Here is a 25,489-nt window from a genome sequence, read left to right as displayed (position 1 = left end):
GGATGCGGGCTGCGGGGTGGAGTCGCCCGGCGGACGGGGCGTCAGGAGCGTGGCCGTCCGCCGGGCGGGTCGGGGGGCTCCCGGCTCGGCACGAGCCTGCGGGAGCACAGCCGGGCCCCGTCCCCCTCCTACGGGGCCCGGCGGGACGTGCGGGTCAGCCGCTCAGCTCGTCGAAGCGGCGGACCAGTTCGGCCCGGCCGGCCTCGGTGAGGTCGCCGTGCACCCGCATCCGGGCCAGGCCGCCGTCGGGGTAGACGTCCAGGCGGACGTGGGTGGCGGTGACCCGGCGGGGCAGCACGAAGCGGTGCGGGGTGTCGGGCTGGAGCTTGGTCTTGGGCAGGATCTCGAACCACGAGGACGCGTCGTCCGCGTTCCCGTCGCAGCCCGAGAGCCGGGCCCAGCCGGCCGAGTTGCCCTTGAGGTAGGCGGTGTCGATCTCGACGGCGCGGACCTCGCCCTGCGCGGCGAGCTTGAACCGCACCCAGTCGTTGGTGCCCCGCACCCGGCGGCGGCGGTTCTCCCAGCCGTCGTCCATCTTGCGCGACAGGTCGGGCTGGATGATCTGGGTGGGCGAGGAGTAGAAGCGGTCCGAGGCGTCCTCGACGGTGCCGCCGTGCATCACCGAGGCCAGGTCGAGGGTGCCCAGGACGTCCAGCCACTCCGGGTCGGGGACCACCTCGCCGTAGACCCGGAGGCGGGCTATGCCGCCGTCGGGGTGCTGCCGGAGGCGGAGGTGGGTGAAGCGGCGCTCGGCGGTGACCTCGAAGCCGTTGGCGGCGTGGCCGCGTACGGGGGTGCGGGGGACGAGCTCCTCCCACTTCACGCCGTCGGCGAGCAGGTCCTCGGGGCTGGGGCTGCCGGGCAGCGCGGTGGCCTCGACGGTGACCTGCTGCGGGTAGTTGCCGCGGAAGTGGGCGGTGTCGACGATGACGCCGCGGATCACGCCGGGGGCGGCGAGGCGGATCAGCGCCCAGTCGTGCTCGTCCTCGGTGGGGAAGGGGTGGTCGCCGTCGGCGCCCCGGCGGCGCCGGGTCTCCCAGCCGTCCATGATCTTGCCCTTGTGGCCGAAGTGCTCGGGGTCGAAGACCGCCGGGTTCGGCTTCAGCAGGTTCTCCCGCTCGGCGAAGAACTCGTCGTTGGCGGCGATCACACCGGCGCCGAAGCGGCGGTCGGCCAGGTCGACGAGCGAGGTGAACGGGAAGTCACCGCCGCGGTAGTCGGCGTACGGGTCGCCGCCGGAGTACGGCTGGGCGTCGTTGGCGTGCGGATCGGTGGAATCGGCGGCCGGGGTGACGGACATGCGTTTCCCTTCTGCTCCTGTGTGCGGTGCTGGGGACCGCTCCACCGTCGCAGCGGGGCACCCGACAGGTCCATCGAAAGTTTGTGAGGAATATCTTCAGCCGGGCTGAAAGGTGGCCGGTGTGCCGTCGCCACCGGCCCGCACGCGCTCCACCGGGGCGTACGCGCCGTCAGCCCTCACTCGCCGCCGGTCCGGCCCACGGTCACCTGGGCGGAGGCCGCCTGACGGAGCGCGGCCAGCACCCGGGCGAGCCCGGGCGCCCCCTCCGAACCGCGCCGGGCCGCGGCGACCACATGGCGGCGCGGCTGGTCGGCGTGGAGCACCCGCAGGGCGACCCCGCCGCCGTGCCCGGGGGCCCGCAGGCCGCCCGCCATCGCCATCCGGGGCACCAGCGCCACGCCCATCCCGGCGGCGACCATCGCCCAGATCGCGCTCCAGTCGGCGGCGGCGTGCGCCTGTTCCGGGACGAACCCGGCGTTCTCGCAGGCGGTGGTGGTGATCTGGGACCACGGGCCGCTACTGCCGAAGATCCACGGCTCGCCGGCCAGGTCGGCCAGCCGCAACCCCGGCTCGGCGGCCAACGGATGACCGGCCGGCAGCGCCACGTCCAACGGGTCGGCGAGCAGCGAGACCCGGCTGAACTTGGGGTCGCGCGGGGTGGGCGCGTGCGCGGCCAGCGACAGCGCCAGATCGACGCTGCCCTCGGCCAGCAGCTCGTACGCGGCCTCCGCCTCCGCCTCCCGTACGGTCACGGCCAGGCCCGGGTGGGTGCGGCGCAGCTCCTGGACGGCGGGGACCACCAACGCCGGGATGGCGGTGGAGAAGGCCCCGACCCGCACCGTGCCGGCCTCCCCCTGGAGGTAGCCGAGGAGGTCCGCGTCGGCCCGCTCCAGCTGCGCGAAGACCGCCTCGGCGTGCCGCAGCACCAGTTGGGCGGCACCGGTGAGCCGGACCCGCCGGCCGTGCGCCTCCAGGAGCGTCACCCCGAGCGACTTGGCGAGCCCGGTCAGCTGCTGCGAAACCGCCGAGGGCGTCATGTGCAGCGCCTCGGCGGTCGCGGTGACCGTGCCCACTTCCTGGAGGGTCCGCAGGATGCGCAGCTTCTTGATGTCCCAGTCGGCCATGCGGGCAGCGTACGCACCCGACGCGGCCGGCCCGGTCACCGCGGGCCGCCCGCCGCTCCCAGGGCCACCCCGGCGACGATCAGCGCCATGCAGAGCACCTGCATCGCGCTGATGCCCTCGCCCAGGACGACCAGCGAGACCAGCGCCACGCACACCGGCTGGAGGTAGTAGACGGCCCCGGCGCGGGCGGCGCCGACCAGGGCGATCGCCTTGTTCCAGGTGAAGTAGGCGACGGCGGAGGAGCACACCCCGATGTAGAGCAGCGGGCCGACCGTCCCGGCGGTGAGCGGGAAGCCGCCCTCGACGCCGAGGCTGACGGCGTAGGCGGGCAGCAGCATCCCGGCGCCCAGCGCGAACGTCATGAACAGGAAGGAGAGCCCGCCGATCCCCTCGGGACGGCGGCGCAGCAGCGCGCTGTAGCCGGCGAAGGTGGCGGTGGCGGCCAGCATCCACAGGTCGCCGCCGGCGAAGTCCAGGTGCAGTACCGCGGTCGGCGAACCCTTGCCGACCAGGGTGAGCACGCCCAGCAGCGCGATCACCATGCCCGCGATGCGGCGGGCACCCAGCGGCTCACGGCCGCCGCGCCGGCCGCCGACCAGGTCGAAGAGGGCGATCATCATCGGCGAAGCGGCCGCGATCATCGCCATGTTGGTGGCCGAGGTGCTCTTCCCGGCCGTGTAGATCAGGGTGTTGAAGAGGGTGACGCCCAACAGGGCGGCCAGCGCCAGGAATCCGAGGTGCCGGCGGATCACCGGCCACTCCCGGCGGACCTGCCCCAGGGCGAACGGGGCGACCGCCAGCAGCGCGATGATCCAGCGCCAGAACGCGGTCTGGACGGGCGGTACGGTCTCGTGCAGGGCGCGGGCGATGACGAAGTTGCCGGACCAGACGACGGTCGCCGTCAGAGCCAGGGTCAGCCCCACGGCCTGCGTGGACGGTGTGCGGTGTGTGCGGGCCCGCTCCAGGACTGCCACGGTTTCCTCTCCCTCAATGGTGGATACGGATCCACCGTGGCAGCCCCCAACCCATCAGGTCCATCGAATACTTCAGGCGATTCCTTTCAAGAAAAGTGAAAGGAATCGCCTGAAGGGATCCTGACGGGGGTCAGCCGCGGGCCGCCCGGCGGGCCAGGATCGCGGCCTGCCGCTCGTCGAAGCGGCGCGCCTGCCCGTCCAGGCCGTCCAGGAACGCCCCCAGCTCCTCCTGGGCGGCGAGCCCCTCCGGGCCCAGCCCGCCGATCTCCAGCACCTTCAGGTAGCGCAGCACGGGCTGGAGCACGTCGTCGTGGTGGATGCGCAGGTTGTAGATCCCGCCGAGGGCCATCCGGGCGGCGGCCCGCTCGAAGCCGGGCATGCCGTGGCCGGGCATCCGGAAGCCGGTGACCACGTCCCGTACGGCGCACATCGTCCGGTCGGGGGCCAGCTCGAAGGAGGCGCCGAGGAGGTTGCGGTAGAAGACCATGTGGAGGTTCTCGTCGGTGGCGATCCGGGCCAGCATCCGGTCGCACACCGGGTCGCCGGAGTGCCGGCCGGTGTTGCGGTGCGAGATCCGGGTGGCCAGCTCCTGGAAGGCGACGTACGCCACCGAGTGCAGCATGCTGTGCGCGTTGTCGGACTCGAAGCCCTCGGACATGTGGGCCATCCGGAACCGCTCCAGCTCGACCGGGTCCACGGCGCGGCTGGTGAGCAGGTAGTCGCGCATCACGATGCCGTGCCGGCCCTCCTCCGCGGTCCAGCGGTGGACCCAGGTGCCCCAGGCGCCGTCCCGGCCGAAGAGGGTGGCGATCTCGTGGTGGTAGCTGGGGAGGTTGTCCTCGGTCAGGAGGTTGACGACCAGCGCGGTGCGGCCGATCGCGGTGACCTTGGACTGCTCGGGGGCCCAGGGCTCGCCGTCCATCACGCCGTCGAAGTTCCGCCCGTCGCTCCACGGCACGTACTCGTGCGGCATCCACTCCTTGGCGATCCCCAGATGCCGGTTGAGCTCCTTCTCTACGACCTCTTCGAGGGCGTAGAGCAGTCGGGTGTCGGTCCAGGCGGCCTGGCCGCGCGCTCCGTCGAGGCGGTCGGGGGCGATGGTCACGGGAACTCCTGGGGACGACGGACCTACGGATCCGTAAGTTGGACTTACGGCCCCGTAGGTTACGTCATCGTAGGTACGCCCCGGTTAAACACCTCCCCAAGGGCGAATCGCCCGCATAGCTGCCCAACTACCGCCCTATGTCCGGTTTTTCGTGATCACTGGCCCAGGCATGCGAAAAGGGGCGCCCACCGGTCCGTAAAGGATCGGTAGGCGCCCCTTTTGAAGGCGTCATGGGCGCGGGCGGACGGCCCGCGCGGGGCTTGGTCAGCCCTTGGACTTGGCCTGCTTGCGGGACTTGTCGGTCGCCATGACCAGCCCGGCGATGATCAGGAAGAGCACGATGGGCGCAACCACGTAGAGGCCGAGCGTCTGGATCACGCTCAGGCCCGGACCCGGGTCGTCACCGTCGTCGCGGGTGAGCGCAAACGCGGGGGACGACATCAGCAGCATCAGCGCGGTGCCGGCGGTGATGGTTCCGGCGCGCAGGGCGGTGTTCTTGACCTTGTTGCTCACCCGTTCAACGTAGCGGACGACACTCCACCCCGCGCGTCCGGGGTGGGGCAAGCGACATACCGGCAGGCCGGACGGCCCGGTGCGGCGCCCCGCGAGGGCTCGCGGTCGTCGCGCTCAGCGCGCGAAGGACGCCAGCTCCCGCATCAACGCGTGCAGTCGGGGTGAGGCGGCCAGCTCTTCGAGGGTGTGCGGGCGGCCGTCGGGGCCGGCGATGGGGAGGCGCCAGTTGGGGTACTCGTCCCACGTGCCGGGGAGGTTCTGCGGGCGGCGGTCGCCCACCGCGTCCGGGAGCCAGATGCCGACCATGCGCGCCGGGGTGCGCAGCAGGAAGCGGTGGACGGCCTTGACCACCGCTTCCTCGTTGCGGGCGCCCTCGGGCAGCAGTCCGTGGCGGGAGAGCGCGCCGAGCCATTCGCGGAGTTCGTAGGCGGCCCGGGAGCGTTCGCGCTCGGGTGGCCCGGCGAGCAGGCCGAGGCGTTCGCGCAGGGCGACGTCGGCGCCGGTGAGCCGGGCGGCGGTGGGCGGCAGGTCGTGGGTGGTGACGGTGGCCAGGCAGCCGGCCCGCCATTCGTCGGGGGCCAGGATCCGGGCTGGGGTGGCGGCCGGTTCCGGTGTCGGGTCGTCCCCGTCGGCGGGGGAGCCGTCGGCGGCGGTGCCGTAGGCCCGCTCGAACCACAGGACGGAGGTGCCCAGGACGCCCCGTTCGGCGAGCGCCTCGCGGACGCCCGGCTCGACGGTGCCCAGGTCCTCGCCGATCACCGCGGCGCCGGCCCGGTGGGCCTCCAGGGCCAGCGCGGAGAGCATCGCCTCGCCGTCGTAGCGGACGTAGGCGCCCTCGGTCGGCGGCCGGCCCTCGGGGACCCACCACAGGCGGAACAGGCCCATCACATGGTCGATGCGGAGCGCGCCGGCGTGCCGGAGGAGGCCGCGCAGCAGTGCGCGGTAGGGCGCGTAGCCGGCGGCGGCCAGGGCGTCCGGGCGCCAGGGCGGCAGGCCCCAGTCCTGGCCGCGGGAGTTGAAGGCGTCCGGTGGTGCCCCGACGGACATTCCGGTGGCGAACGCGTCCTGTTGGGCCCAGGTGTCCGCGCCGGAGGGGTGCACGCCGACGGCGAGGTCGTGGACGAGCCCGACGGCCATGCCGGCCTCCCGGGCGGCCCGTTGGGCGGCGGCCAGTTGCTGGTCGGTGAACCAGGCGAGCCGGCAGTGGAAGTCGATCCGGTCCAGCAGCCGGTGGCGGATCCGGGCGGTCTGCGGTGAGCGGGGGTCGCACAGGCCGGCCGGCCAGCCGCGCCAGTCGGGTCCGTGCCGCTCGGCTAGCGCGCACCAGGTGGCGTGGTCGTCCAGGGCGCGGCCCTGTTCGGCGAGGAAGTCGCAGTACGCGGCGCGCCGGCCGGGGCCGAGCGGGACGGTGCCGAGGAGTTCCAGGGCCTCCCGTTTGAGGGCCCAGACGGCGTCCCGGTCGATCAGTCCGCCGCGGTCGAGGACGTCGGCGCGCAACTCGCCGGCCCGGGAGGCCAGTTCGTCGGCGCGGGCCCGCGCGTCGCCGGCCAGCAGGGCGTACTCCGGGATCTGCTCGATGCGCAGGTGGACGGGGTCGGGGAAGCGGCGGGAGGAGGGGCGGTAGGGGGACGGGTCGGTGGGGGGCCCGGGGACCGCCGCGTGCAGCGGGTTGAGCTGGACGAAGCCAGTGCCCAGGGCGCGTCCGGACCAGGCGGCGAGGTCCGCGAGGTCGCCGAGGTCGCCCATGCCCCAGGAGTGCCGGGAGAGCAGCGAGTAGAGCTGGACGAGGAAGCCGTGGGTGCGGCCGGGCGGGGCGGGCACCGCCTCGGGGGCGACGATCAGGTGGGCGCGGGCGGTGCGGCCGTCGGGGGCGTCGGCCCGGAGGTCGTGCACGCCGAGCGGGAGCCCGGCGAGCGCCGCGGGGTCCTGCGTGCCGCCGTACGGGGTGCCGTCCCGTACTTCCGCGCCGATGAGCGTGCCGTCTTCGGTGCGGACGCTCAGGACGGTGCCGTCGGGGAGGTCCGGGAGGCGCGGTGGCCGGCCGCTGCGGGCGGTGACGGTGGGCGGCAGCAGGGCGTGGCCGACACTCTCCTCGTGGGCGGCGAGGGCGGTGCGGACGGCCTGCGGGGTGGAGGCGTCGACGCCGAGTGCGGCGAGCACCGCGACGGCGGTGTCCTCGGCGATGTGGACGGTGCGGCCGGGTGCGGGCTCGTAGGACGTGGCGATGCCGTGGAGCCGGGCGAGCCGGGCGCGGCCCATGGCTGCTCAGACCTCCATCGACTCCGTGCCCAGTCCGGTGGCCGTCGGTTCGCTGGTCAGCGGGAGTTCGGCGGTGATGGGGACCTCGCTGGTGAGCGGGGCGCTGTCGGCGAGCGGGGGCTCGCTGGTGAGCGGCGGCTCGGTGAAGCTGAACGAGCCGGAGCCCTCCAGGCCGGAGTCGGGGCCGGACACCCCGTCGAAGAGCCCGGGCTCGCCGCAGGGTTTCGCGGCGAGCGCGTCGAGGAGGAGTTGAGCGGATGCGGCCACGAGGGGCCTCCCGTTCATCGGTAGTGGGGCACGTCTGCGGTAGGGGGACACGTTTGCCCTACCCAGTCGACACGAGCGCAGACGCCTTCACCCAGCAAACGTGACTCACGTCACAGTATGGCTCGGCCGGCGATTTCGCGGCGGGGAACGCCGTGCGGCGCACAGAACGCCGGAAGATGGCGCTCCAGAACGTAATTTCTGCGGAGCGGAGCGCCTCATGGCCCGCCCGTGCCAGGGGGATGAAAGGGGCGGTCCGCCGGGTGTCCGGGAGCGCCCCCGAGGCCCGGTTGACACCCTCGCCGCCGCAATGGTGGGCTCACAGCCGAAGGTCTGTCCGATCGGGTACCGAGGGGTGTCGAATCCCCCGGTTCCGCGCCGCGCGCACCACGACCACACGCCCGCACCGCGGCCCCGCCCACCAGGCAGGCACCTGGGCGCGTGACGGCGACGCGGCGACCGGGCGGCGGGACACAGGGGGAACCGGCGGGAGCCGGTGAGCACGAGATACGGGGACGAGGAGCGACCGTGCGAGTCCGGGGCGTTTGGGGCGGAAGAACCGGTACGGGCAGGGGCAGCAGCCGTGCGCGGGTGGCGGGGACCACCGCGCTGGCCGCCGCCGTCATAGGAGGGCTGCTGGCCGGCGTACCGGCCGCCCAGGCGGCCCCGGCCGGCCCTGCCGCCGGCACCCCCGACCAGCCCGGCCGCCCCACCGACACCGGCGCGCCGCCCGCGGTCTGGCCGCGCCCCCAGTCGATGCGGCAGCTCGGCGCGGCGGTCCCGCTCGGCCCGACGGCGGTGCTGGTGGCCGCGCCGGACACCGACCCGTACGCCCTCGACGTGCTGCGCGGGCTGTTGCGGGACGCCGGGGTGCGCACCGTCCGGCAGGTCGCGCCCGGCGACCGGCTGCCCGCGGGCGGGCCGGTGCTGCTGGCCGGCGGCGCGCCCGCGGACGACGCCCTGCGGGCGCTGCGGGTGCCGCCCCGCGGCGATCTGCCGTCCGGCGGCTACCGGCTGGCCGTGGGCCAGGTCGCCGGCCGGGACACCGTCGCGCTGGACGGCGTCGGCCCGGACGGCCTCTTCCACGCCGCGCAGACCCTGCGCCAGTTGGTCACCGACGGCCCGGACGGCGAGCGGCAGCTGGCCTCGGTGACCGTCCGGGACTGGCCCGGCACCGGCGTCCGCGGCACCACCGAGGGCTTCTACGGACAGCCGTGGAGCCAGCCGCAGCGGCTGGCCCAACTGGACTTCATGGGCCGCACCAAGCAGAACCAGTACCTCTACGCCCCCGGCGACGACCCCTACCGGCAGGCGCGGTGGCGCGACCCGTACCCGGCCGCGCAGCGCGCCGACTTCCGGGCACTGGCCGAGCGGGCCCGCGCCAACCACGTCACGCTCGGCTGGGCGGTGACCCCCGGCCAGGCGATGTGCCTGTCCTCGGAAGAGGACCTACGGGCACTGCGCCGCAAGGTGGACGCGATGTGGGCGCTGGGGGTGCGGTCCTTCCAACTCCAGTTCCAGGACGTCAGCTACAGCGAATGGCACTGCGCCGCCGACGAGGAGACCTTCGGGACCGGCCCGCAGGCGGCCGCCAAGGCCCAGGCGGGCGTCGCCAACGCGCTGGCGCAGCACCTCGCCGAGCGGCACCCCGGCGCGGCGCCGCTGTCCTTGATGCCGACCGAGTTCTACCAGGACGGGGTGACCGCCTACCGCAGTGCGCTGGCGGCGGCGCTCAACGACCACGTGGAGGTGGCCTGGACGGGCGTCGGCGTGGTCCCGCGGACCATCACCGGCGGCGAACTGTCCACCGCCCGCGAGGCGTTCGGCCATCCGCTGGTCACCATGGACAACTACCCGGTCAACGACTACGCCCAGGACCGGATCTTCCTCGGCCCCTACACGGGCCGCGAACCGGCCGTCGCCACCGGCTCGGCGGCACTGCTGGCCAACGCCATGGAACAGCCGTTGGCGTCCCGGATCCCGCTGTTCACCGCCGCCGACTACGCCTGGAACCCGCGCGACTACCGCCCCACGCAGTCCTGGGAGGCGGCCATCGACGACCTCGCCGGCGGCGACCCCCAGGCCCGTACGGCGCTCCGCGCCCTGGCCGGGAACGCCGCGTCCTCCCTGCTCAACGGCGAGGAGTCGGGGTACCTCCAGCCGCTCATCGACCGCTTCTGGAAGGCCCGCGCGGCCGCCATCAACCACGGCCGACCCGGCGCCGACCCGGACTACGCCAAGGCCGCCCGGGCACTGCGCGCCGCGTTCGGCACCATGAGCAGCGCGCCCCGGGACCTGACCTCCGACCTGCGGGCCGAAGTCGGGCCGTGGGCCCAGCAGTTGGCCCGCTACGGGAACGCCGGGGCACAGGCCGTGGACACCCTCCTGGCGCAGGCCCGGGACGACGGCGACGCGGCCTGGGCGGCACAGCGCAGCGTGCTGCAGTTGCGGACCGAGATCGGCCAGAGCCCGGTGACCGTCGGCAAGGGCGTCCTGGGGCCGTTCCTGGACCGGGCGATGACCGAGGCGGACGCCTGGACGGGGGCCCACGGCGGCGCCCCGACCCCGGAGCACGGCGACAGCCGGACGTCGCTGACCGTGCCCTTCCCCCGCGTACGACCGCTGGCCGCGGTCACCGCGCTCACCGGGCCGGGTCCGACGGCCGGCGCGGTCTCCCTGGAGGCGCACGTACCGGGGGCCGGCTGGCAGCGGCTGGGCCCGCTGTCCGCGACCGGCTGGACGGAGGCCACCACCCCCGGGCTGCGCGCCGACGCACTGCGCCTGACCTGGGACGACGGCACCCCGGCACCATCCGTACAGGCACTCACCCCGTGGTACGACGACGGCCCACGGGCCGGTCTTGCGCTCTCCCGTACCGAGACCGACGCGCAGACCGGCGGCCGGACCACGGTGCAGGCCCTGCTCTCCTCCCGCCGCCCCGACGACGTGCACGGCCCGCTGACGGTCACCGCGCCCAAGGGCTTCACCGTCCACGCGCCCGGGGACGCGACCGCCCCGCGGGGCGGCACCGCGCTCGTCCCGCTCGACGTGGACATCCCCAAGGACACCCCCTCCGGGACGTACCGGGTCTCCGTCGCCTTCGCCGGCCAGGAGCAGCAGTTGACCCTCCGGGTCTTCCCGCCCACCGGCGGCCCCGACCTGGCGCGCGGCGCGGACACCACCTCCTCCGGCGACGAGACGGACGACTTCCCGGCGTCCGCGGCCACCGACGGCGATCCGAAGACCCGCTGGTCCTCCCCCGCCGAGGACAACTCCTGGTTGCAGTTCACCCTGCCCGCACCGACCCGACTGGGACTGGTCGTCCTCCACTGGCAGAACGCCTACGCCGCCGCCTACCGCATCCAGGTCTCGACCGACGGCCGCACCTGGCGCACCGCCGCCACCGTCCGCGACGGCAAGGGCGGCCGGGAGGCGATCCGGATGGACGCCAAGGACGCCCGCTACGTCCGCGTCCAGGGCGACAAGCGGGCGACGCGGTTCGGGTACTCACTGTGGGGCGTTGAGGCGTACGCGGTGACCGGCGGGTGAGACGGCCGTGGCGGGGGTTCCAAGGAGCCCCCGCCACACCGCGTCCGCCGTCTCACCGACGCAAAAGCCCGGATCTAAGCCGATACGGCATCGATCCGGGCCAGGGCGTCATCCGCGCCGTACGGCTGCAAATAAGGCAGCCAGCGCGGGTCCCTATGCCCCGTGCCGATGATCCGCCAGGCCAGTCCGGACGGTGGGGCGGGCTGATGGCGCAGCCGCCAGCCGATCTCGGCCACATGACGGTCGGCCTTGACGTGGTTGCAGCGCCGGCAGGCGGCGACGACGTTCTCCCAGGTGTGCTGGCCGCCGCGGCTGCGCGGGATGACGTGGTCGACGCTGGTTGCGACGCCACCGCAGTACATGCAGCGCCCGCCGTCCCGGGCGAACAGCGCCCGACGGGTCAGCGGGACAGGCCCCCGAAAGGGCACTCTCACAAAGCGCTTCAAGCGAACCACGCTCGGAGCCGGTATGACATGGGTCGCGCTGTGCATCAGGGCGCCGGATTCCTCAAGGCTGACGGCCTTCTCATTGAGGACGAGGATGAGCGCGCGGCGGAGCGGTACGACGCCGAGCGGCTCGTACGACGCGTTGAGGACCAGGACGTGCGGCACGGGTGCCTCCTTGTACGCCGGCGGCGCGTGGCTCGCGCCGGGACGATCTCCCCACAGTGTCCCCCGGTGCCTGGTCGGAGCGCCACCATGACCGGGTAACGGGCCGGAGGTGTTTTCCACCACAGCGTCGCAGACCCCACCAGATCCGGCTCATTCCGGCCTTCCTCCGACCTCCATGATCGAACACAGGCTCGGTCCGCCCGCGTTGCCCCGTTAGTGTGGTAGATCTGCCCGGCTTTTCTCGGGTCCCTGAGCGGGCCGGGCCTGCTGTCCCTCACGGAAGGTTCCGCTGTGTACTGGTCCGCCCCGTCGGCCGCCGCCGCGCCGCTGCGCACCGCCGCGTCCGGCTCAACCGGCCCGACCTCCCTCGACGAGGCCACCCAGAAGGCCACCAACGCCGCCGGCTGGATACAGGCGAACTGGGGGACGTGGCTCACGTCCACCCTGCAGATCATCCTGATCATCGTGATCGCGGTGGTCCTGCGGCATGTGATACGCCGCACCATCACCAAGCTCATCGAGCGGATGAACCGCACCGCGGCCGCCGCCCAGGGCACCGCACTGGCCGGGCTGCTGGTCAACGCCGAACGGCGGCGGCAGCGCTCGGAGGCGATCGGCTCGGTGCTGCGCAGCGTCGCCTCGTTCGTGATCATGGGCACGGCCGCGCTGACCGTGCTGTCCGTCCTCCAGATCAACCTCGCGCCGCTCCTGGCCAGCGCGGGGGTGGCCGGTGTCGCGATCGGTTTCGGCGCCCGCAACCTCGTCACCGACTTCCTCTCCGGCGTCTTCATGATCCTGGAGGACCAGTACGGCGTCGGCGACGAGATCGACGCCGGTGTGGCCACCGGTACGGTCATCGAGGTCGGCCTGCGGGTCACCAAGCTGCGCGGTGCCAACGGCGCGATCTGGTACATCCGCAACGGCGAGGTCAAGCGGATCGGCAACCTCAGCCAGGGTTGGTCCACCGCCTCCGTCGACGTGCTGATCGCCGCGGACCAGGACCTGGAACGGGCCCGCGCGGTGATCACCGACGCCGGCGAGGCCATGTCCAAGGCCGAGCCGTGGAACGAGCAGCTGTGGGAGCCGGTGGAGGTGCTGGGCCTGAGCGAGGTGTCCCTGGACACCGTCACGCTCGGCGTCTCGGCCAAGACCATGCCGGGCAAGGCGGGCGGCATCGAGCGGGAGCTGCGTTGGCGCATCAAGCAGGCGTTGGACGCGGCCGGTATCCACCTCGCGCCGCGTCCGGTCCCCGAGGAGGAAGAGGCGGCGCCGGCCGACCCGTCCGCCACCGTCGCGGCCCCCTCGGTGCTCAACAACCCGTCGTCGCCGCAGTCCCAGGCGACGACCCCCATCGCACCGCCGCAGTTGGAGAAGTAACTCCCGTACCGCACGGACACCGAGGGGTATGTGACTCAGATCACATGCCCCTCTGTCATACGTACCGCGGTCCCGCTTCGTGTCCGGGGTGTCGGCACCAACGACACCAACGACGGAGAAGGAGACTTCACCATGAAGATCCGCAATCGCGTGGCCACGGGGGCCGTCGCTTCGGTTCTGATGCTCGGCAGCGCGGCGGCCCTGACCGCCGCCGCCCCCGCGTCCGCCGCGACGCGACCGCAGATCAAGAACGACCTCACCTGCACCACCAACAGCGACGGCCGCCGGGGCACCGCGGACTGCACCAACAACACCAACCGCACCATCGGCTTCCGGGTGACCGTGGTCTGCGGCTGGTGGCCCGACCAGACCGGCCCGTGGCGGACCCTCAACCCGGGCGCCCGCGACCACTCCGAGGCCACCTGCGACGGCGGCACCGGCGTCGGCAGCGTCGGCTGGGAAGAGGGCTGAGGCGGGCCGAGGTCCTGTTGATGCCCTGACGAGGACGAGCCGGCCGGTGATCGGCAAGGGGCCGGCCGGCCCGCAGCCCCGGGGACGCCCCGGCGACGGGACATGACAACGGGGGCACGAGCACGGGGGGACGCAGGGGGGATATCGGGGGACACGGGGGAGCACCGAGGGGCGTACCGGCCGACCGCCGGGCGCCCCTCTCTCCGTGCGCTCCCCCGCCCGGCCGGAACCACAACCCTCGCCCACACCATTGACGCGCGCCTGACGGGCGGCCTACCTTCCTTCCCAGTAATTGGAAGGTTTCCTAACAGACATCTTCCGGTCGGATTCCGCACGGAACACGGGGTGGGCAGCAGCCATGGCCGCAGCAGGACAGGGAACGCCGGGCACGCCGAGGGTGCTCCGGGCGATGAACGACCGGGCCGCACTGGACCTCCTGGTGTCCCAAGGCCCCCTGACCCGCACCCAGATCGGCGAACTGACCGGACTGTCGAAGCCGACCGCCTCCCAACTACTGGCCCGCCTGGCCGCGGCCGGACTCGTCCGCACGACCGGGAACGTCACCGGCCGCCCCGGGCCCAGCGCCCAGCTCTACGAGATCAACCCGGCCGCCGCCCACGTCGCCGCGCTCGCCGTGGACCAACTGGGCCTCACCGCGGCCGTCGCGGACATCACCGGGCAGGTGCTCGGCGAGGAGCGGATCGACACCACGGCGGTCCCCGGGGACCCCACCGACCTGACGGCCCGGCTCGTCGCGCAGGCCGTGGACGGAGCGCTGGCCAAGGCCGGACTGGACCGCGGAGCGCTGCACCGCGCGGTCATCGGCACGCCCGGCGCGCTCGACCCGCAGACCGGCCGGCTGCGGTACGCGCCCCACCTGCCCGGCTGGCAGTCGCGGGCACTGCGGGAAGAACTGGCCGAGGTCCTCGGCGTCCCGCTCGTCATCGAGAACGACGTGAACCTGGCCGCGGTCGCCGAACAACACGACGGCGCCGCCCAGGACTTCGACGACTTCGTACTGGTGTGGGTCGACGAGGGCGTGGGCGCCGCCATCGTGCTCGACGGCCGGCCACTGCGCGGGGCCACCGGCGGCGCCGGCGAGATCGGCTACATGCCGCTGCCCGGCGCGCCCCTGGCCCGGGACGGCGACCGCAGCGCCGCACGGCCGGACGCCGGCGGCGGGTTCCAACGCCTGGTCGGCACCCCGAGCATCATCGAACTCGCCCACGCGTACGGCGCCCCCGAGGTCCGCACCGTCGCCGAGGCACTGGCCCGGGACGACGTACGGGCCGAGGTGGCGCGACGCCTGGCGACCGGCCTGGCCGCCGTGGTCGCGGTGGTCGACCCCCACCTGGTGGTGCTCTCCGGCGAGGTGCCGCAGGCCGGCGGAGAGGCCCTGCGGGCCCTGGTCGAGGAGGAGTTCACCGGGCTCGCGCTACCCCGCCCCGAGATCCGGATCAGCGACATCGCCGGGAACCCCATCCTCACCGGCGCACTGCGCACGGCCCTCGCCGAGGCCCGCAACACCGTCTTCGACACCGCGTGAGCCCCCGCACCGCCCCGGCCGAGTCGCCCCCGCCAGACCCCAAGGAACCCCTGACGTAAGGAAGTCCGCATGCCGCTCACGCGCCCGGGTGTCCGACCACGTCCGCAGCTCCGTCCGCACCCCCGCCCGCGGCTCCTTCGCCTCCCGGTGGCCCTGGCCACCGCCGGGCTCCTCGCCGCGGGCTGCGCCAACCCCAGTGTCGGCAGCGACCGCGACGACCCCACCCAACCGGTCACCCTCACCTTCTGGCACGGCTGGTCCAACTCCGGGGAGGTGAAGGCTATCGACGACAGCATCGCGCGCTTCGAAAAAAGCCACCCCAACATCACGGTGAAGGCGGTCGGCAACGTCTCCGACGACACCATGAACCAGGCGCTGCGGGCCGGCGGCAGCGACGCCCCCGACGTGGTGTCGTCGTTCACCACCAACAACGTCGGGCAGTACTGCTCGTCCGGAATGTGGGCGGACCTCGACCCCTTCATGAAGAAGACCGGCGTGGTGAAGGAAAAGGTCTTCCCGAAAACCCTGCTCAGCTACACGCAGTACCGCGGCCGGCAGTGCGCACTGCCACTACTCGCCGACACCTACGGGCTGTACTACAACGAGGACGCGTTCAAGAAAGCCGGCATCACCCGACCGCCGCACACCATGTCGGAACTGAAACGGGACGCCGCGAAACTCACCCGGCGCACCAAGGACGGCGGTTACCAACAACTCGGCTTCATGCCCAACTTCCGGCTCTACCAGAACAGCCCGGACCGGCTCTTCGCACAATGGGGTCCCCGCTACTTCGACCGGAACGGAAAAGCGCAACTCGCCAAGGACCCGTCGACCCGCGACTTCTTCACCACCCAGCGGGACCTCATCAACGCGCAGGGCGGATACCGCGCGACGGAGAAGTTCCGCACCACCTTCGGCGACGAAATGTCCGCGCAGAACGCCTTCCTGCGGCAGAAGGTGGCCATGCACATGGACGGTGAATGGCGCGGACTGATGCTCAAGGAAGCCAAGGCGCCGTTCAACTGGGGCGTCGCGCCGATGCCGGTCCCCGACGACCAGGCCGACGCCTACGGCCGCGGCTATCTCACCGGAACCATCGCCGGTATCGCCCACAGCAGCCAACACCAGAACGCCGCCTGGGAACTGGTGAAATTCCTGACCGTGGACACCGACCAGGTCGTCGCCTTCGCCAACGCCATCCATAACGTCCCGTCCACGAACGCCGCACTCACCTCCCCCCGACTCGACGCCGACCCGGACTTCCGCACCTTCCTCGGCATCGCCCGCAATCGGCACAGCACCGCACTGCCGCCCTCCAACAACGGCGACATGTACGTCCTCTCGCTACAGGACTTCTCCTACGCCGAGGAAGCCGGAAAGGTTCCCGACCTCGACGCGGGACTGCGCGGGCTCGACGCGCGGATCGACGCCGACAACCTCCAGTCCGAGAACTGACGGAGCCTGCCATGGCAGCCACGCGCTCCCCCGCCCCGGAACTACGGCGCAAACACCGCCGCGAACGCCTCCGCATCCTGGGATTCCTCTCCCCCTGGCTCGTCGGATTCTCGGTCTTCTTCGGCTACCCGCTGATCGCCACCGTCTATTTCTCCTTCATGCACTACAACCAGATCGAGCAGCCCGCCTTCGTGGGCCTGCGGAACTGGAAATACGTGCTGACCCAAATGCCGCTGTTCGGGCCCGCCCTGTGGAACACCCTCTGGCTGGTCGTGGTGATGGTGGCGCTCCGGGTGGTCTTCGGCCTGGGCATCGGCCTGCTCATTACCAAGATCAAATCGGGCGCCGGGTTCTTCCGCACCGCGTTCTACCTGCCCTACCTGGCACCACCGGTGGCCGCCACCGTCGCGTTCGTCTTCCTGCTCAACCCGGCGACCGGACCGGTCGACGAGATCCTCGGAGCGGTCGGCATCCCGGCCCCGGAGTGGTTCAACGACCCGACTTGGGCCAAACCGTCCCTGGTCCTGCTGTCCCTGTGGGGCATCGGCGACCTGATGGTGATCTTCATGGCGGCACTGCTGGACGTCCCGAGGGAGCAGTACGAGGCCGCCGAACTGGACGGCGCCGGCGCCTGGGGGAAGTTCCGCTACGTGACGTGGCCGTCGATCACCCCGATCGTGCTGTTCGCGGTGGTCACCGGCGTCGTGCAGACCATGCAGTACTACACCCAGGCACTGGTCGCCGGAAAACTCGCCTCCGGCATCTCCATCGGCCCCGGCTCCGTCATCCAACCCGGCTACCCGGACCACGCCACCCTGACGGTACCTCAGCTCATCTACTCGCTGGGCTTCCAGAACTTCAACACCGGTGCGGCCTGCGCCCTTTCCCTGGTGCTGTTCGCCATCGCGATGGCCGTCACCACCCTGCTGATGCGCAAGCGCGCCGGCCTGCTCCCGGCGGACGACTGACCGTCATGACCAAGGAGTGATCCGACGTGACCACCACGACGCTCACCCGGCGCCCGGCCCGGGCCCGTACGCCCGGCACCACCGGCACCCCGGCCGCCCGCGCCCGCCGCAAACGGCTGCTGCACTGGATCGCCGTGCACGCGGTGGCGATCGCCGCCGCCCTCTTCTTCCTCCTGCCGTTCGTCTTCGTGTTCCTGACCTCCGTCATGAACGACGACCAGGCGATGAGCGGCGAACTGTGGCCGCACGAGTGGAACTGGTCCAACTACGCCACCGTGTTCACCACCCCCGGCTTCCTCGACTGGTGGAAGAACTCCCTGCTCTACGCGGGCCTGGGCACCCTCTTCACGGTCTGCTCGGCGATCCCCGCCGCCTACGCGCTCGCCCGCTTCCGCTTCCGCGGCCGCCGCACCGCGATGATCCTCGTCATCTCCACGATGATGCTGCCGCCCCAGGTCGTCGTCATCCCGATGTACCTGGTGTGGGCGCAGCAACTGCACCTGACCGGCTCGATCTGGCCACTGGTCATCCCGATGGCGTTCGGCGACGCCTACTCCATCTTCCTGCTCCGCCAGTTCCTCCTGACGATCCCCCAGGAATACGTGGAGTCCGCGAAGGTCGACGGCTGCGGCGAACTCCGCACCCTGCTGCGGATCATCATCCCGATGGCCCGCCCCGGCATCGCCGCCATCGCCCTCTTCCAGTTCTTCTACTGCTGGAACGACTACTTCGGCCCGCAGATCTACACCGCGCAGAACCCGGCGGCCTGGACGCTCTCCTACGGCCTGGAGTCCTTCAAGAGCGCGCACGCCGTCAACTGGAACCTCACCATGGCCGCCACGGTGCTGGTCATGGCCCCCGTCATCCTCGTTTTCTTCTTCGCGCAGAAAGCCTTCGTCGAAGGCGTCACGCTCACCGGAGTGAAGGGCTGAAACGGACATGCTGCCAACTTCCGGGGGGCGCCCCCCGTACCCCCGCATCAAAATCGCCGTGGTCGGCGGCGGCTCGACCTACACCCCCGAACTCATCGACGGCTTCGCGCGGTTGCGTGACGCCCTGCCGGTCACCGAACTCGTGCTGATCGACCCGGCCACCGAACGGTTGGAGCTGATCGGCGGACTGGCCCGCCGGATCTTCGCCCGACAGGACCACCCGGGCAAGATCACCTGGACCGACGACCTCGACGCCGGCCTCGACGGCGCCGACGCCGTCCTCCTCCAACTGCGGGTCGGCGGGCAGGCGGCCCGCAACCAGGACGAGACCTGGCCGCTGGAGTGCGGCTGCGTCGGCCAGGAAACCACCGGCGCGGGCGGTCTCGCCAAGGCACTGCGCACCGTCCCGGTCGTCCTGGACATCGCCGAACGGGTCCGCCGCCGCTGCCCGGACGCCTGGATCGTGGACTTCACCAACCCGGTGGGCATCGTCACCCGGGCCCTGCTCAGCCACGGCCACAAGGCCGTCGGGCTGTGCAACGTGGCCATCGGCTTCCAACGGAAGTTCGCGAAACTGCTCGGGGTGGCCCCCGAACGGGTCGAGTTGGAGCACGTCGGCCTCAACCACCTCACCTGGGAACGCGCCGTCCGCGTCGACGGCAAGGACGTCCTGCCCACGCTCCTCGCCGAACACGGCGACGCCGTCGCCGCCGACATCCGCATGCCGCGCCCGCTCCTCGACCACCTGGGCGTCGTCCCCTCCTACTACCTGCGCTACTACTACCAGCACGACGCGGTCGTGGAGGAGCTGCGCACCAAACCCTCCCGCGCCGCCGAGGTCGCCGCCATCGAACGCCAACTCCTCGACCTCTACGCCGACCCGACACTCGCCGAGAAGCCCGAACTCCTCGCCCGCCGCGGCGGCGCCTTCTACTCCGAAGCGGCAGTGGCACTGACGTCGTCGCTGCTGGGCGGCGGCGAGGGAGGCAGCAACGGAGGCGGTACGGCTGCGGAGCTGGGGACGGCCGGAGAGATCGGGGCAGCTGGGGGGAACGGGGCAGCCGGAGAGATCGGGGCGGCCTCGGGGATCCGAGCGGCCGGGGGGAGCGGGGCGGGGGCAGGACTCGGGAGCGCTGTGGTCGGCGGGGCCCGGGACGCCACCGCCCGACCGGCCGGCGACGTCCAGATCGTCAACACCCTCAACAACGGCACGCTGCCGTTCCTGCCGGACGATGCGGTGATCGAGGTCCCGGCGATGGTGGGGCCCCGGGGGGCCTCCCCCCTCCCCCTCCGCCCCCTCGCCCCCCTCTTCGCCGGACTGGTCGCCAATGTCACGGCCTACGAGCACCTGGCCCTGGAGGCAGCCCTCAAGGGCGGCCGCGACCGGGTCTTCTCCGCACTCCTCGCACACCCCCTCATCGGCCAGATCGACTACGCGAACCGGCTCACCGACGAGCTGATCGCACACAACCGGGAGCACCTCACGTGGGCCTGACCGGCACAGCGCTCGCCATCGACGCGGGCAACAGCAAGACCGACGTGGCTATGCTGGCCACGGACGGCAGGATCCTCGGCCGGGCCCGCGGCGGCGGCTTCCAGCCCGCTGTGGTGGGCACCGCCCGCGCCGTGGACGTCCTGACCCCCCTGATCGCCGCGGCCCGGGCCCAGGCCGGGCTGACCGACAACGTCCCGGTCGCCCATCTCTCCGCTTTCCTCGCCAACGCCGACCTCCCCATCGAAGTGACCCGCCTGACCGCCGAGATCACCGCCCGCGGCTGGGCGGACACCGTCACCGTCCGCAACGACACCTTCGCCCTGCTCCGTGCCGGACTCCCCGACCACGGCGAACCGTTGGGCGTCGCCGTGGTCTGCGGCGCCGGCATCAACTGCGTCGGCCTCGGCCGCGGCGGAGCGACCGCCCGCTTCCCGTCCATCGGCCGCCTCTCCGGCGACTGGGGCGGCGGTGCCTTCCTCGCCGACGAGGCCCTGTGGCACGCGGCCCGCGCCGAGGACGGCCGTGGCGCCCCGAGCGAACTCGCCCGCGCGCTACCGGCCCACTTCGGCCTGGCCACTGTGCTGGAACTGATCGAAGCCCTGCACCTGCACCGGATCCCCGACGCTCGCCGGCACGAACTGGCCCCGCTGCTCTTCGCCATCGCCGCGGACGGCGACGCCGTCGCCCGCTCCGTCGTGGCCCGCCAGGCGGAAGAGATCGCCCTGATGGCCACCATCGCCCTGAGCCGCCTCGACCTCCTCTCCGAACCGACCCCGGTCGTCCTCGGCGGCGGCGTCCTCGCCGCCCGACACCCCCTCCTCCACGACCAGCTCACCCACCTCCTCGCCGAACACGCCCCCAAGGCGATCCCCCACGTCATCGCCGCACCCCCCGTCCTCGGCGCCGCCCTCGACGCCCTGGACCGGACGAGCCCGGCACCACCCCCACAGGCTTACGAGCGGCTGCGGTCGGAGTGGGCGTAGGGCCCGGACCGCGACACATCGGCGACACATCAACGGCAATTCACCATCACGTCGGCGGTATCGGTCGGTTGCCTGCCGGCGGAGTGCGGGGGTTGGCGTCGTGCCTGGCCCGGGAATCGCTCAGCCCACCTGAACGCAGTCGCCTCTGCGGGTCTCGGTGCGTTCGCCAGGCCCGAGGATCAGGTCGGCGGGCGGCGGGGAGTGGTCGCTTTCCGTGATGATGGTGATGGGGTGGTCGGTGTCGTTGATGACGGGGGTGAGGGTGCCGTCGGCGGAGTGGAAGAGGGGGTAGGTGCCGGCCGGGTTGATGTAGGTCGTGCTGCCGATGGTGAGCAATCCGCTGGCCGGGGTGGGGTGGGCTGGGGCGGCCGGGTCCCTGGTGGTGGTCTTGGTGGCGGCCTTGGTGAGGGGGGTCAGGAGTCGGTTGATGCGGCGCATGGCGATCCTCCGGCGCTTCGGGGGTTGGCGGGATGGCCAACCTTTCGTTACTCAGCGTAGCCAGAGGGGGTGGGTTCGTCAGCGGCGCGTGGGAGTGAAGTGGGGGGCGTGCGGGGCATGGTGCGCGCGCCACTCGACGACGGTGCGTCGGCGGCCCTCAGCGACCAGCAGCGGTCCGGTCCCCGACGATCAGTAGCGGACCCGTCCCGAGCGAGCCCCACCAATCCTCACCGATCCGAAATCGGCGCTCAGGCACTGCCGATAGGGCGCCGCCGCCGGTCGTCCGCCGCTCACGCGCCGTCGCTCACGCGCCGCCGGTCAGTCGTCGAGCGGCAGCGCCAGGTCGCGTACGTGGCCGGCGAGGAGGAGGACGGCGGCGTCGACGGCGGCCTGGGGGTCCTGGGCGCGGATGGCGTCGGTGAGGCGGGAGTGCGGGTCGGCGGGGGCGGCGTCGGCGGTGTCCAGGCAGGCGGCGCGCCGGAGTTCCTCGCGCAGGGCGGCGCTGAGGGATCGGTAGATGTCGGCGAGCACGGGGTTGGCGCTGGCCTCGGCGACCAGGATGTGGAAATCGGCGTCGGCGGCGGTGAACGCCTCGCTGTCGTGGTGCGCGAGGGCGGCCTTGCGGCGGTCCAGGGCGGCCTCGATGCCGGCGAGCTGTTCGTCGGTGCGGTGCTTGGCGGCCTGGCGGGCGGCGACCACGTCGAGCCCCTGGCGTACCTGGGTGACATGGCTGAGCTCGGCGCGTTCCAGGCGGCGGCGGAGGCCGACCGCGCTGTCGTCGTCGGAGATCACGAAGGTGCCGTCGCCCTGCCGGGGTTCGAGGAGGCCGGAGTGGACGAGTGAGCGGACGGCCTCGCGGACCGAGGCGCGGCTGACGCCGAGGGTCTCGGAGAGGGCGCTCTCGGGCGGGATGCGGCTGCCCACGGGCCAGGTCCCGTTGACGATCTGGCCGCGGATCTCGTCGGTCGCGGACTCCACGAGCGACACCCGGCCCTTCCGGACGGTCTGCACTCGATCACTCCCCTTCTCGGCAGGACGGACATCTTCGGTGGTGCAGGAGCCGGACGGGTCCGGCACGGGCGGTCCGGGGTGTGCGGTGCGGGTCCCGTGGTGCGGGACTCCGGACGCGTGTCCCCCGGGGCGGCAGCTGGCGGCGGGGCGTCCGATCCCGGTCGTCTGATGTCCGACGATTCCTCGTAAGGGTAATGCGGGGCGGCTGCGGCCCGTCCCGGCCCGGAAGGGGCGGCGGGGGCGACGGGGCGAGCGGGGAACCGGGGTGCGGCGGGCGGGCGTGGTGGAAGGGAGGGGGAGAGAGGGGCGGAGAGGGGAGGAGAGGGGGAGTGCGGAGTTGCGGGGTGCGGTAAGGGTCGGGGGTGCGCCGTCGTGGGGTGTTTGGCGTTCGGTGTTCGGCGTTCGGTGTTTGGCGTTCCGAACAAGATCAGGTCAAGTCCGGTGTGGTGGTCGGGCGGCCCGGACATACTGACGGCCGTGCGCCCGTGCTCGTGGGCGCCGGGCGCGGGGCCGGCCCGCAGTCAGCGACCTAGGGGGGTTCGTCGGTGTCGTCCGCATCGTCCGTGACGCCGGTTTCCCCGGTGCCGTCCGCGGAGCCGGCGCCGGCCGGCCGCGTCGCGCCGGGTGCCCGCCCGGGCGCGCGCCGGCGCACCGCCTGGGCCGAGGGCCTGGACCGGCTACGGGCCGCGGCGACGACCGAGCCGGGGCGGCTGCGCGCGATCGGCGCGGTGCTGGCGCTGCTGGTCATGGTGTTCGGGGCGGCCACCGCCTGGCAGGTGACGGACCGGTCCGCGGCCGCCGATGACGTCGTACTGCGCAGCCAGCCGCTGACCGCGGACGCGGCGAGCATCTTCCGCTCGTTGGCGGATGCCGACACCACGGCGGCCGGCGGGTTCCTGGCGGGCGGCACGGAGTCCGTGGCGACCCGGAAGCGGTACGAGGCGGACCTTGCGATGGCGTCGCAGCTGCTGGTCAAGGCGGCGGCGAACGCGCGGGTGCCGGACGCGGAGGGCGGCGCGGCGGATCGGGCCGGGGAGCAGATCGCCCGGCTGAACCAGTTGTTGCCGCGGTACACCGGGCTGATCGAGACGGCCCGGACCAACAACCGGCAGGGGTTGCCGCTGGGCGGTGCCTATCTGCGGTACGCGAACGCGCAGATGCGGACGGAACTCCTGCCGGCGGCCCAGGCGTTGTACGAGGCGGAGACGCAGCGGCTGGCCGCCGACCAGGCCCGGGCCACGGCGTGGCCGTGGTTCGCGCTGGCTGCGGGGGTGAGTGCCCTCGGGGCGCTGGGGTGGGCGCAGCGCCGGCACTACCGGCGCACCAACCGGGTGTTCAACCGCGGTCTGCTGGCGGCGACGGTGGCTTCGGTGGCGGTGCTGCTGTGGCTGGCGGCCGGGCACGCGGTGGCGCGGGCCGGGCTGAGTGATGCGTATGAGCACGGCACCCGGTCGTTGCAGGCGCTCAACACCGCGCGGATCGACGCGCTGCGGGCGCGGGCGGACGAGAATCTGACGTTGGTGGCGCGCGGCGCGGTGTTGACGCCTGATCAGAAGGACTTCTACGAGGTCGACTTCCAGGCGAAGATGGGGCATTTGGCGGGCGCGGCCGGCCCGGGGTCGGTGGCCACCGCCGGTGAGCTGGGGAAGGCGCTGGCGCTGGTGGACGACGAGGCGGGCCGGGGGTCGGTGCGGGACGCGGTGGCGGCCGTCGGGGAGTGGCGGACGCGGCACGCCGCGGCGCGGGCGGCGGACGACAAGGGGGACTACGACCGGGCGTTGGCGCTGGTGATCGGTGGGGGCGGGGCTACGGGCGCGTCGTTCGACCGGGTGGACACCGGGCTGGGTCGGGCGTTGGTGCACGAGCAGGCGCGGTTCCGGACGACGGCGGACGGTGGGCGCGCGGGGTTCCGTTTGTTGGCGGTGGGTGCCGGGGTGCTGGCGGTCCTGGCGGCGACGGCCACGGTGCTGGGCGTCGGGCGCAGGCTGTCGGAGTACCGGTGAGGGGGCCTGGGGTGCGGGTGGTGCGCGGGCGGGGGCTGCGGGATCTGCGGGCCGTGCTGGCGCCGGTCGCGGCGGGCATGGCCGTGATGGCGGCGGCCGCGACGGTGCTGGTGCCCGCGCTGGGTCGCGGTGCGCACCCGGAGGTGCCCGGGCCGGTGGCGGAGCACCGGGCGTACGAGCCGGGGACGACGCACGCGACGCCGGCGGGGGCGGGTTGCACGCCGGGCACCGCGGCGGAGAGCCTGCGGCCGTCGCCGGACGACGGGCCGGCGGTGGAACGGATCAAGAAGAAGGGGCAGCTGGTCGTCGGGGTGGACCAGAACACGTACCGGTGGGGGTACCGGGACCGGGACACGGGCGCGTTGGAGGGCTTCGACATCGATCTGGCGCGGGCGATCGCCAAGGACATCCTGGGGCCGGACGCCAAGGTCGTGTTCCAGGCGGTGCCCACCAACCAGCGGATCCCCGCGGTGCAGCAGCGCACGGTGGACATGGTCGTGCGGACGATGACGATCAACTGTGAGCGCAAGGAGAAGGTGGCGTTCTCGACGGCGTACTTCCAGGCGGGTCAGCAGGTGCTGGCCCCGAAGGCGTCGCCGATCACGGCGTTCGACGACTCGCTGCGCGGCAAGCGGGTGTGCACGGCGGACGGTTCGACGGGGCAGGCGGAGCTGCGGCGGCGCAGTCACGGTGCGCGGGTGCTGACCGCGCCCAATCAGCTGGACTGCCTGGTGCGGCTCCAGTTGGGCGAGGCGGACGCGGTGGTCACCGACAGTGCGTTGGCGGCGGCGCAGGCGGCGCAGGACCCGACGGTGGAGTTGAAGGGCAAGCCGTTCACGGACGAGTCGTACGGCGTGGCGATGAACCGGGACGACCCGGATCTGGTGCGTCGGGTCAACAAGGTCCTGGACGACTACCGCAGCGGTGGGGACGACAGTCCGTGGATGCGGGCGTACCGGATGTGGCTGAAGGCCGATCTGCCGGGGATATCGGGGCCGCCGGCGCCGGAGTACGGCGACTGAGGGCGGGCCGGGCGTGGTCGGGTGCCCCACGGAGCGTTCAATGGGGTCACTATGAAGGGGCTGGAGCGGGGGGAGGGGAGCCGAAGGGC

General features: G+C 72.8%; 21 protein-coding genes. 11 read left to right on the top strand and 10 right to left on the bottom strand.

Annotated elements, in window-relative coordinates:
• Positions 1-154 precede the first annotated feature (154 nt).
• The 7 genes from alc to ACO0M4_RS24870 all read right to left on the bottom strand — a co-directional run bounded on the left by alc (position 155) and on the right by ACO0M4_RS24870 (position 7,542).
• On the bottom strand, positions 155-1,300 hold the full coding sequence (gene alc, locus ACO0M4_RS24900) for an allantoicase (protein WP_430373139.1): 1,146 nt from the start codon (positions 1,298-1,300) through the stop codon (positions 155-157).
• A gap of 176 nt (positions 1,301-1,476) precedes the next feature.
• A complete protein-coding gene (locus ACO0M4_RS24895; protein ID WP_430373138.1) occupies positions 1,477-2,424 on the bottom strand; it encodes a LysR family transcriptional regulator in 948 nt (315 codons plus the stop codon).
• 35 nt (positions 2,425-2,459) lie between these two features.
• A complete protein-coding gene (locus tag ACO0M4_RS24890) occupies positions 2,460-3,398 on the bottom strand; it encodes a DMT family transporter (RefSeq protein WP_430373137.1) in 939 nt (312 codons plus the stop codon).
• Positions 3,399-3,528: 130 nt separating this feature from the next.
• The gene (locus ACO0M4_RS24885; protein WP_390017457.1) at positions 3,529-4,503 is read right to left on the bottom strand and encodes an acyl-ACP desaturase; all 975 of its coding nucleotides are present in this window, start codon (positions 4,501-4,503) and stop codon (positions 3,529-3,531) included.
• 264 nt (positions 4,504-4,767) lie between these two features.
• On the bottom strand, positions 4,768-5,016 hold the full coding sequence (locus ACO0M4_RS24880; RefSeq protein WP_430373136.1) for a hypothetical protein: 249 nt from the start codon (positions 5,014-5,016) through the stop codon (positions 4,768-4,770).
• Between the two features lie 114 nt (positions 5,017-5,130).
• Complete coding sequence (malQ, locus tag ACO0M4_RS24875) at positions 5,131-7,275, bottom strand: 4-alpha-glucanotransferase (RefSeq protein WP_430373135.1); 2,145 nt, start codon at positions 7,273-7,275, stop codon at positions 5,131-5,133.
• Between the two features lie 6 nt (positions 7,276-7,281).
• A complete protein-coding gene (locus ACO0M4_RS24870) occupies positions 7,282-7,542 on the bottom strand; it encodes a hypothetical protein (RefSeq protein WP_430373134.1) in 261 nt (86 codons plus the stop codon).
• A gap of 588 nt (positions 7,543-8,130) precedes the next feature.
• Here ACO0M4_RS24870 and ACO0M4_RS24865 point away from each other — a divergent pair.
• A complete protein-coding gene (locus ACO0M4_RS24865) occupies positions 8,131-11,088 on the top strand; it encodes a beta-N-acetylglucosaminidase domain-containing protein (RefSeq protein WP_430373133.1) in 2,958 nt (985 codons plus the stop codon).
• Between the two features lie 74 nt (positions 11,089-11,162).
• Here the strand turns inward: ACO0M4_RS24865 and ACO0M4_RS24860 are convergent, their stop codons facing one another.
• Positions 11,163-11,699, bottom strand: a complete 537-nt coding sequence (locus ACO0M4_RS24860; RefSeq protein ID WP_006605595.1) for an HNH endonuclease — start codon at positions 11,697-11,699, stop codon at positions 11,163-11,165.
• 291 nt (positions 11,700-11,990) lie between these two features.
• On the opposite strand from ACO0M4_RS24860, the gene ACO0M4_RS24855 reads away from it, so the two are divergent.
• The 8 genes from ACO0M4_RS24855 (at position 11,991) to ACO0M4_RS24820 (ending at position 20,926) form a co-directional block, all read left to right on the top strand.
• A complete protein-coding gene (locus ACO0M4_RS24855) occupies positions 11,991-13,076 on the top strand; it encodes a mechanosensitive ion channel family protein (RefSeq protein ID WP_430373132.1) in 1,086 nt (361 codons plus the stop codon).
• 132 nt (positions 13,077-13,208) lie between these two features.
• Positions 13,209-13,547 carry a hypothetical protein gene (locus ACO0M4_RS24850; RefSeq protein WP_430373131.1) on the top strand — a complete coding sequence of 113 codons (339 nt, stop codon included), beginning with the start codon at positions 13,209-13,211 and terminating at the stop codon, positions 13,545-13,547.
• A gap of 409 nt (positions 13,548-13,956) precedes the next feature.
• Complete coding sequence (locus ACO0M4_RS24845) at positions 13,957-15,093, top strand: ROK family protein (protein ID WP_430373130.1); 1,137 nt, start codon at positions 13,957-13,959, stop codon at positions 15,091-15,093.
• Positions 15,094-15,162: 69 nt separating this feature from the next.
• On the top strand, positions 15,163-16,548 hold the full coding sequence (locus tag ACO0M4_RS24840; protein WP_430373129.1) for an ABC transporter substrate-binding protein: 1,386 nt from the start codon (positions 15,163-15,165) through the stop codon (positions 16,546-16,548).
• Positions 16,549-16,559: 11 nt separating this feature from the next.
• Entirely contained in the window at positions 16,560-17,516 is a 957-nt protein-coding gene (locus ACO0M4_RS24835) for a carbohydrate ABC transporter permease (RefSeq protein ID WP_430373128.1), read from the top strand.
• 26 nt (positions 17,517-17,542) lie between these two features.
• Positions 17,543-18,448, top strand: a complete 906-nt coding sequence (locus ACO0M4_RS24830) for a carbohydrate ABC transporter permease (RefSeq protein ID WP_430373127.1) — start codon at positions 17,543-17,545, stop codon at positions 18,446-18,448.
• Between the two features lie 46 nt (positions 18,449-18,494).
• Positions 18,495-19,943 (top strand): 6-phospho-beta-glucosidase, encoded by a 1,449-nt coding sequence (locus ACO0M4_RS24825; protein ID WP_430373927.1) that lies wholly within the window; start codon positions 18,495-18,497, stop codon positions 19,941-19,943.
• Complete coding sequence (locus ACO0M4_RS24820) at positions 19,934-20,926, top strand: N-acetylglucosamine kinase (protein WP_430373126.1); 993 nt, start codon at positions 19,934-19,936, stop codon at positions 20,924-20,926. The genes ACO0M4_RS24825 and ACO0M4_RS24820 overlap by 10 nt, the downstream gene beginning before the upstream one ends.
• A 120-nt stretch (positions 20,927-21,046) precedes the next feature.
• Here the strand turns inward: ACO0M4_RS24820 and ACO0M4_RS24815 are convergent, their stop codons facing one another.
• On the bottom strand, positions 21,047-21,364 hold the full coding sequence (locus ACO0M4_RS24815) for a hypothetical protein (RefSeq protein WP_430373125.1): 318 nt from the start codon (positions 21,362-21,364) through the stop codon (positions 21,047-21,049).
• A gap of 318 nt (positions 21,365-21,682) precedes the next feature.
• Complete coding sequence (locus ACO0M4_RS24810) at positions 21,683-22,375, bottom strand: FadR/GntR family transcriptional regulator (RefSeq protein ID WP_430373124.1); 693 nt, start codon at positions 22,373-22,375, stop codon at positions 21,683-21,685.
• A 545-nt stretch (positions 22,376-22,920) separates the two neighbouring features.
• Between ACO0M4_RS24810 and ACO0M4_RS24805 the strand changes: the two genes are divergently transcribed.
• The gene (locus ACO0M4_RS24805) at positions 22,921-24,378 is read left to right on the top strand and encodes a hypothetical protein (protein ID WP_430373123.1); all 1,458 of its coding nucleotides are present in this window, start codon (positions 22,921-22,923) and stop codon (positions 24,376-24,378) included.
• A 77-nt stretch (positions 24,379-24,455) separates the two neighbouring features.
• Positions 24,456-25,400 carry a glutamate ABC transporter substrate-binding protein gene (locus tag ACO0M4_RS24800; RefSeq protein ID WP_430373926.1) on the top strand — a complete coding sequence of 315 codons (945 nt, stop codon included), beginning with the start codon at positions 24,456-24,458 and terminating at the stop codon, positions 25,398-25,400.
• Positions 25,401-25,489: the final 89 nt, after the last annotated feature.

It is taken from the genome of Streptomyces sp. RGM 3693 (genome assembly GCF_050471125.1).
Classification (GTDB): domain Bacteria; phylum Actinomycetota; class Actinomycetes; order Streptomycetales; family Streptomycetaceae; genus Streptomyces.
This window is presented reverse-complemented; position numbering and strand designations above follow the sequence as displayed.

Coding starts and splice junctions, on each gene's coding strand:
- alc (WP_430373139.1), bottom strand. CDS start 1,300: ATGTCCGTCACCCCGGCCGCCGATTCCACCGATCCGCACGCCAACGAC.
- ACO0M4_RS24895 (WP_430373138.1), bottom strand. CDS start 2,424: ATGGCCGACTGGGACATCAAGAAGCTGCGCATCCTGCGGACCCTCCAG.
- malQ (WP_430373135.1), bottom strand. CDS start 7,275: ATGGGCCGCGCCCGGCTCGCCCGGCTCCACGGCATCGCCACGTCCTAC.
- ACO0M4_RS24850 (WP_430373131.1), top strand. CDS start 13,209: ATGAAGATCCGCAATCGCGTGGCCACGGGGGCCGTCGCTTCGGTTCTG.
- ACO0M4_RS24845 (WP_430373130.1), top strand. CDS start 13,957: ATGAACGACCGGGCCGCACTGGACCTCCTGGTGTCCCAAGGCCCCCTG.
- ACO0M4_RS24840 (WP_430373129.1), top strand. CDS start 15,163: ATGCCGCTCACGCGCCCGGGTGTCCGACCACGTCCGCAGCTCCGTCCG.
- ACO0M4_RS24835 (WP_430373128.1), top strand. CDS start 16,560: ATGGCAGCCACGCGCTCCCCCGCCCCGGAACTACGGCGCAAACACCGC.
- ACO0M4_RS24815 (WP_430373125.1), bottom strand. CDS start 21,364: ATGCGCCGCATCAACCGACTCCTGACCCCCCTCACCAAGGCCGCCACC.
- ACO0M4_RS24800 (WP_430373926.1), top strand. CDS start 24,456: ATGGCCGTGATGGCGGCGGCCGCGACGGTGCTGGTGCCCGCGCTGGGT.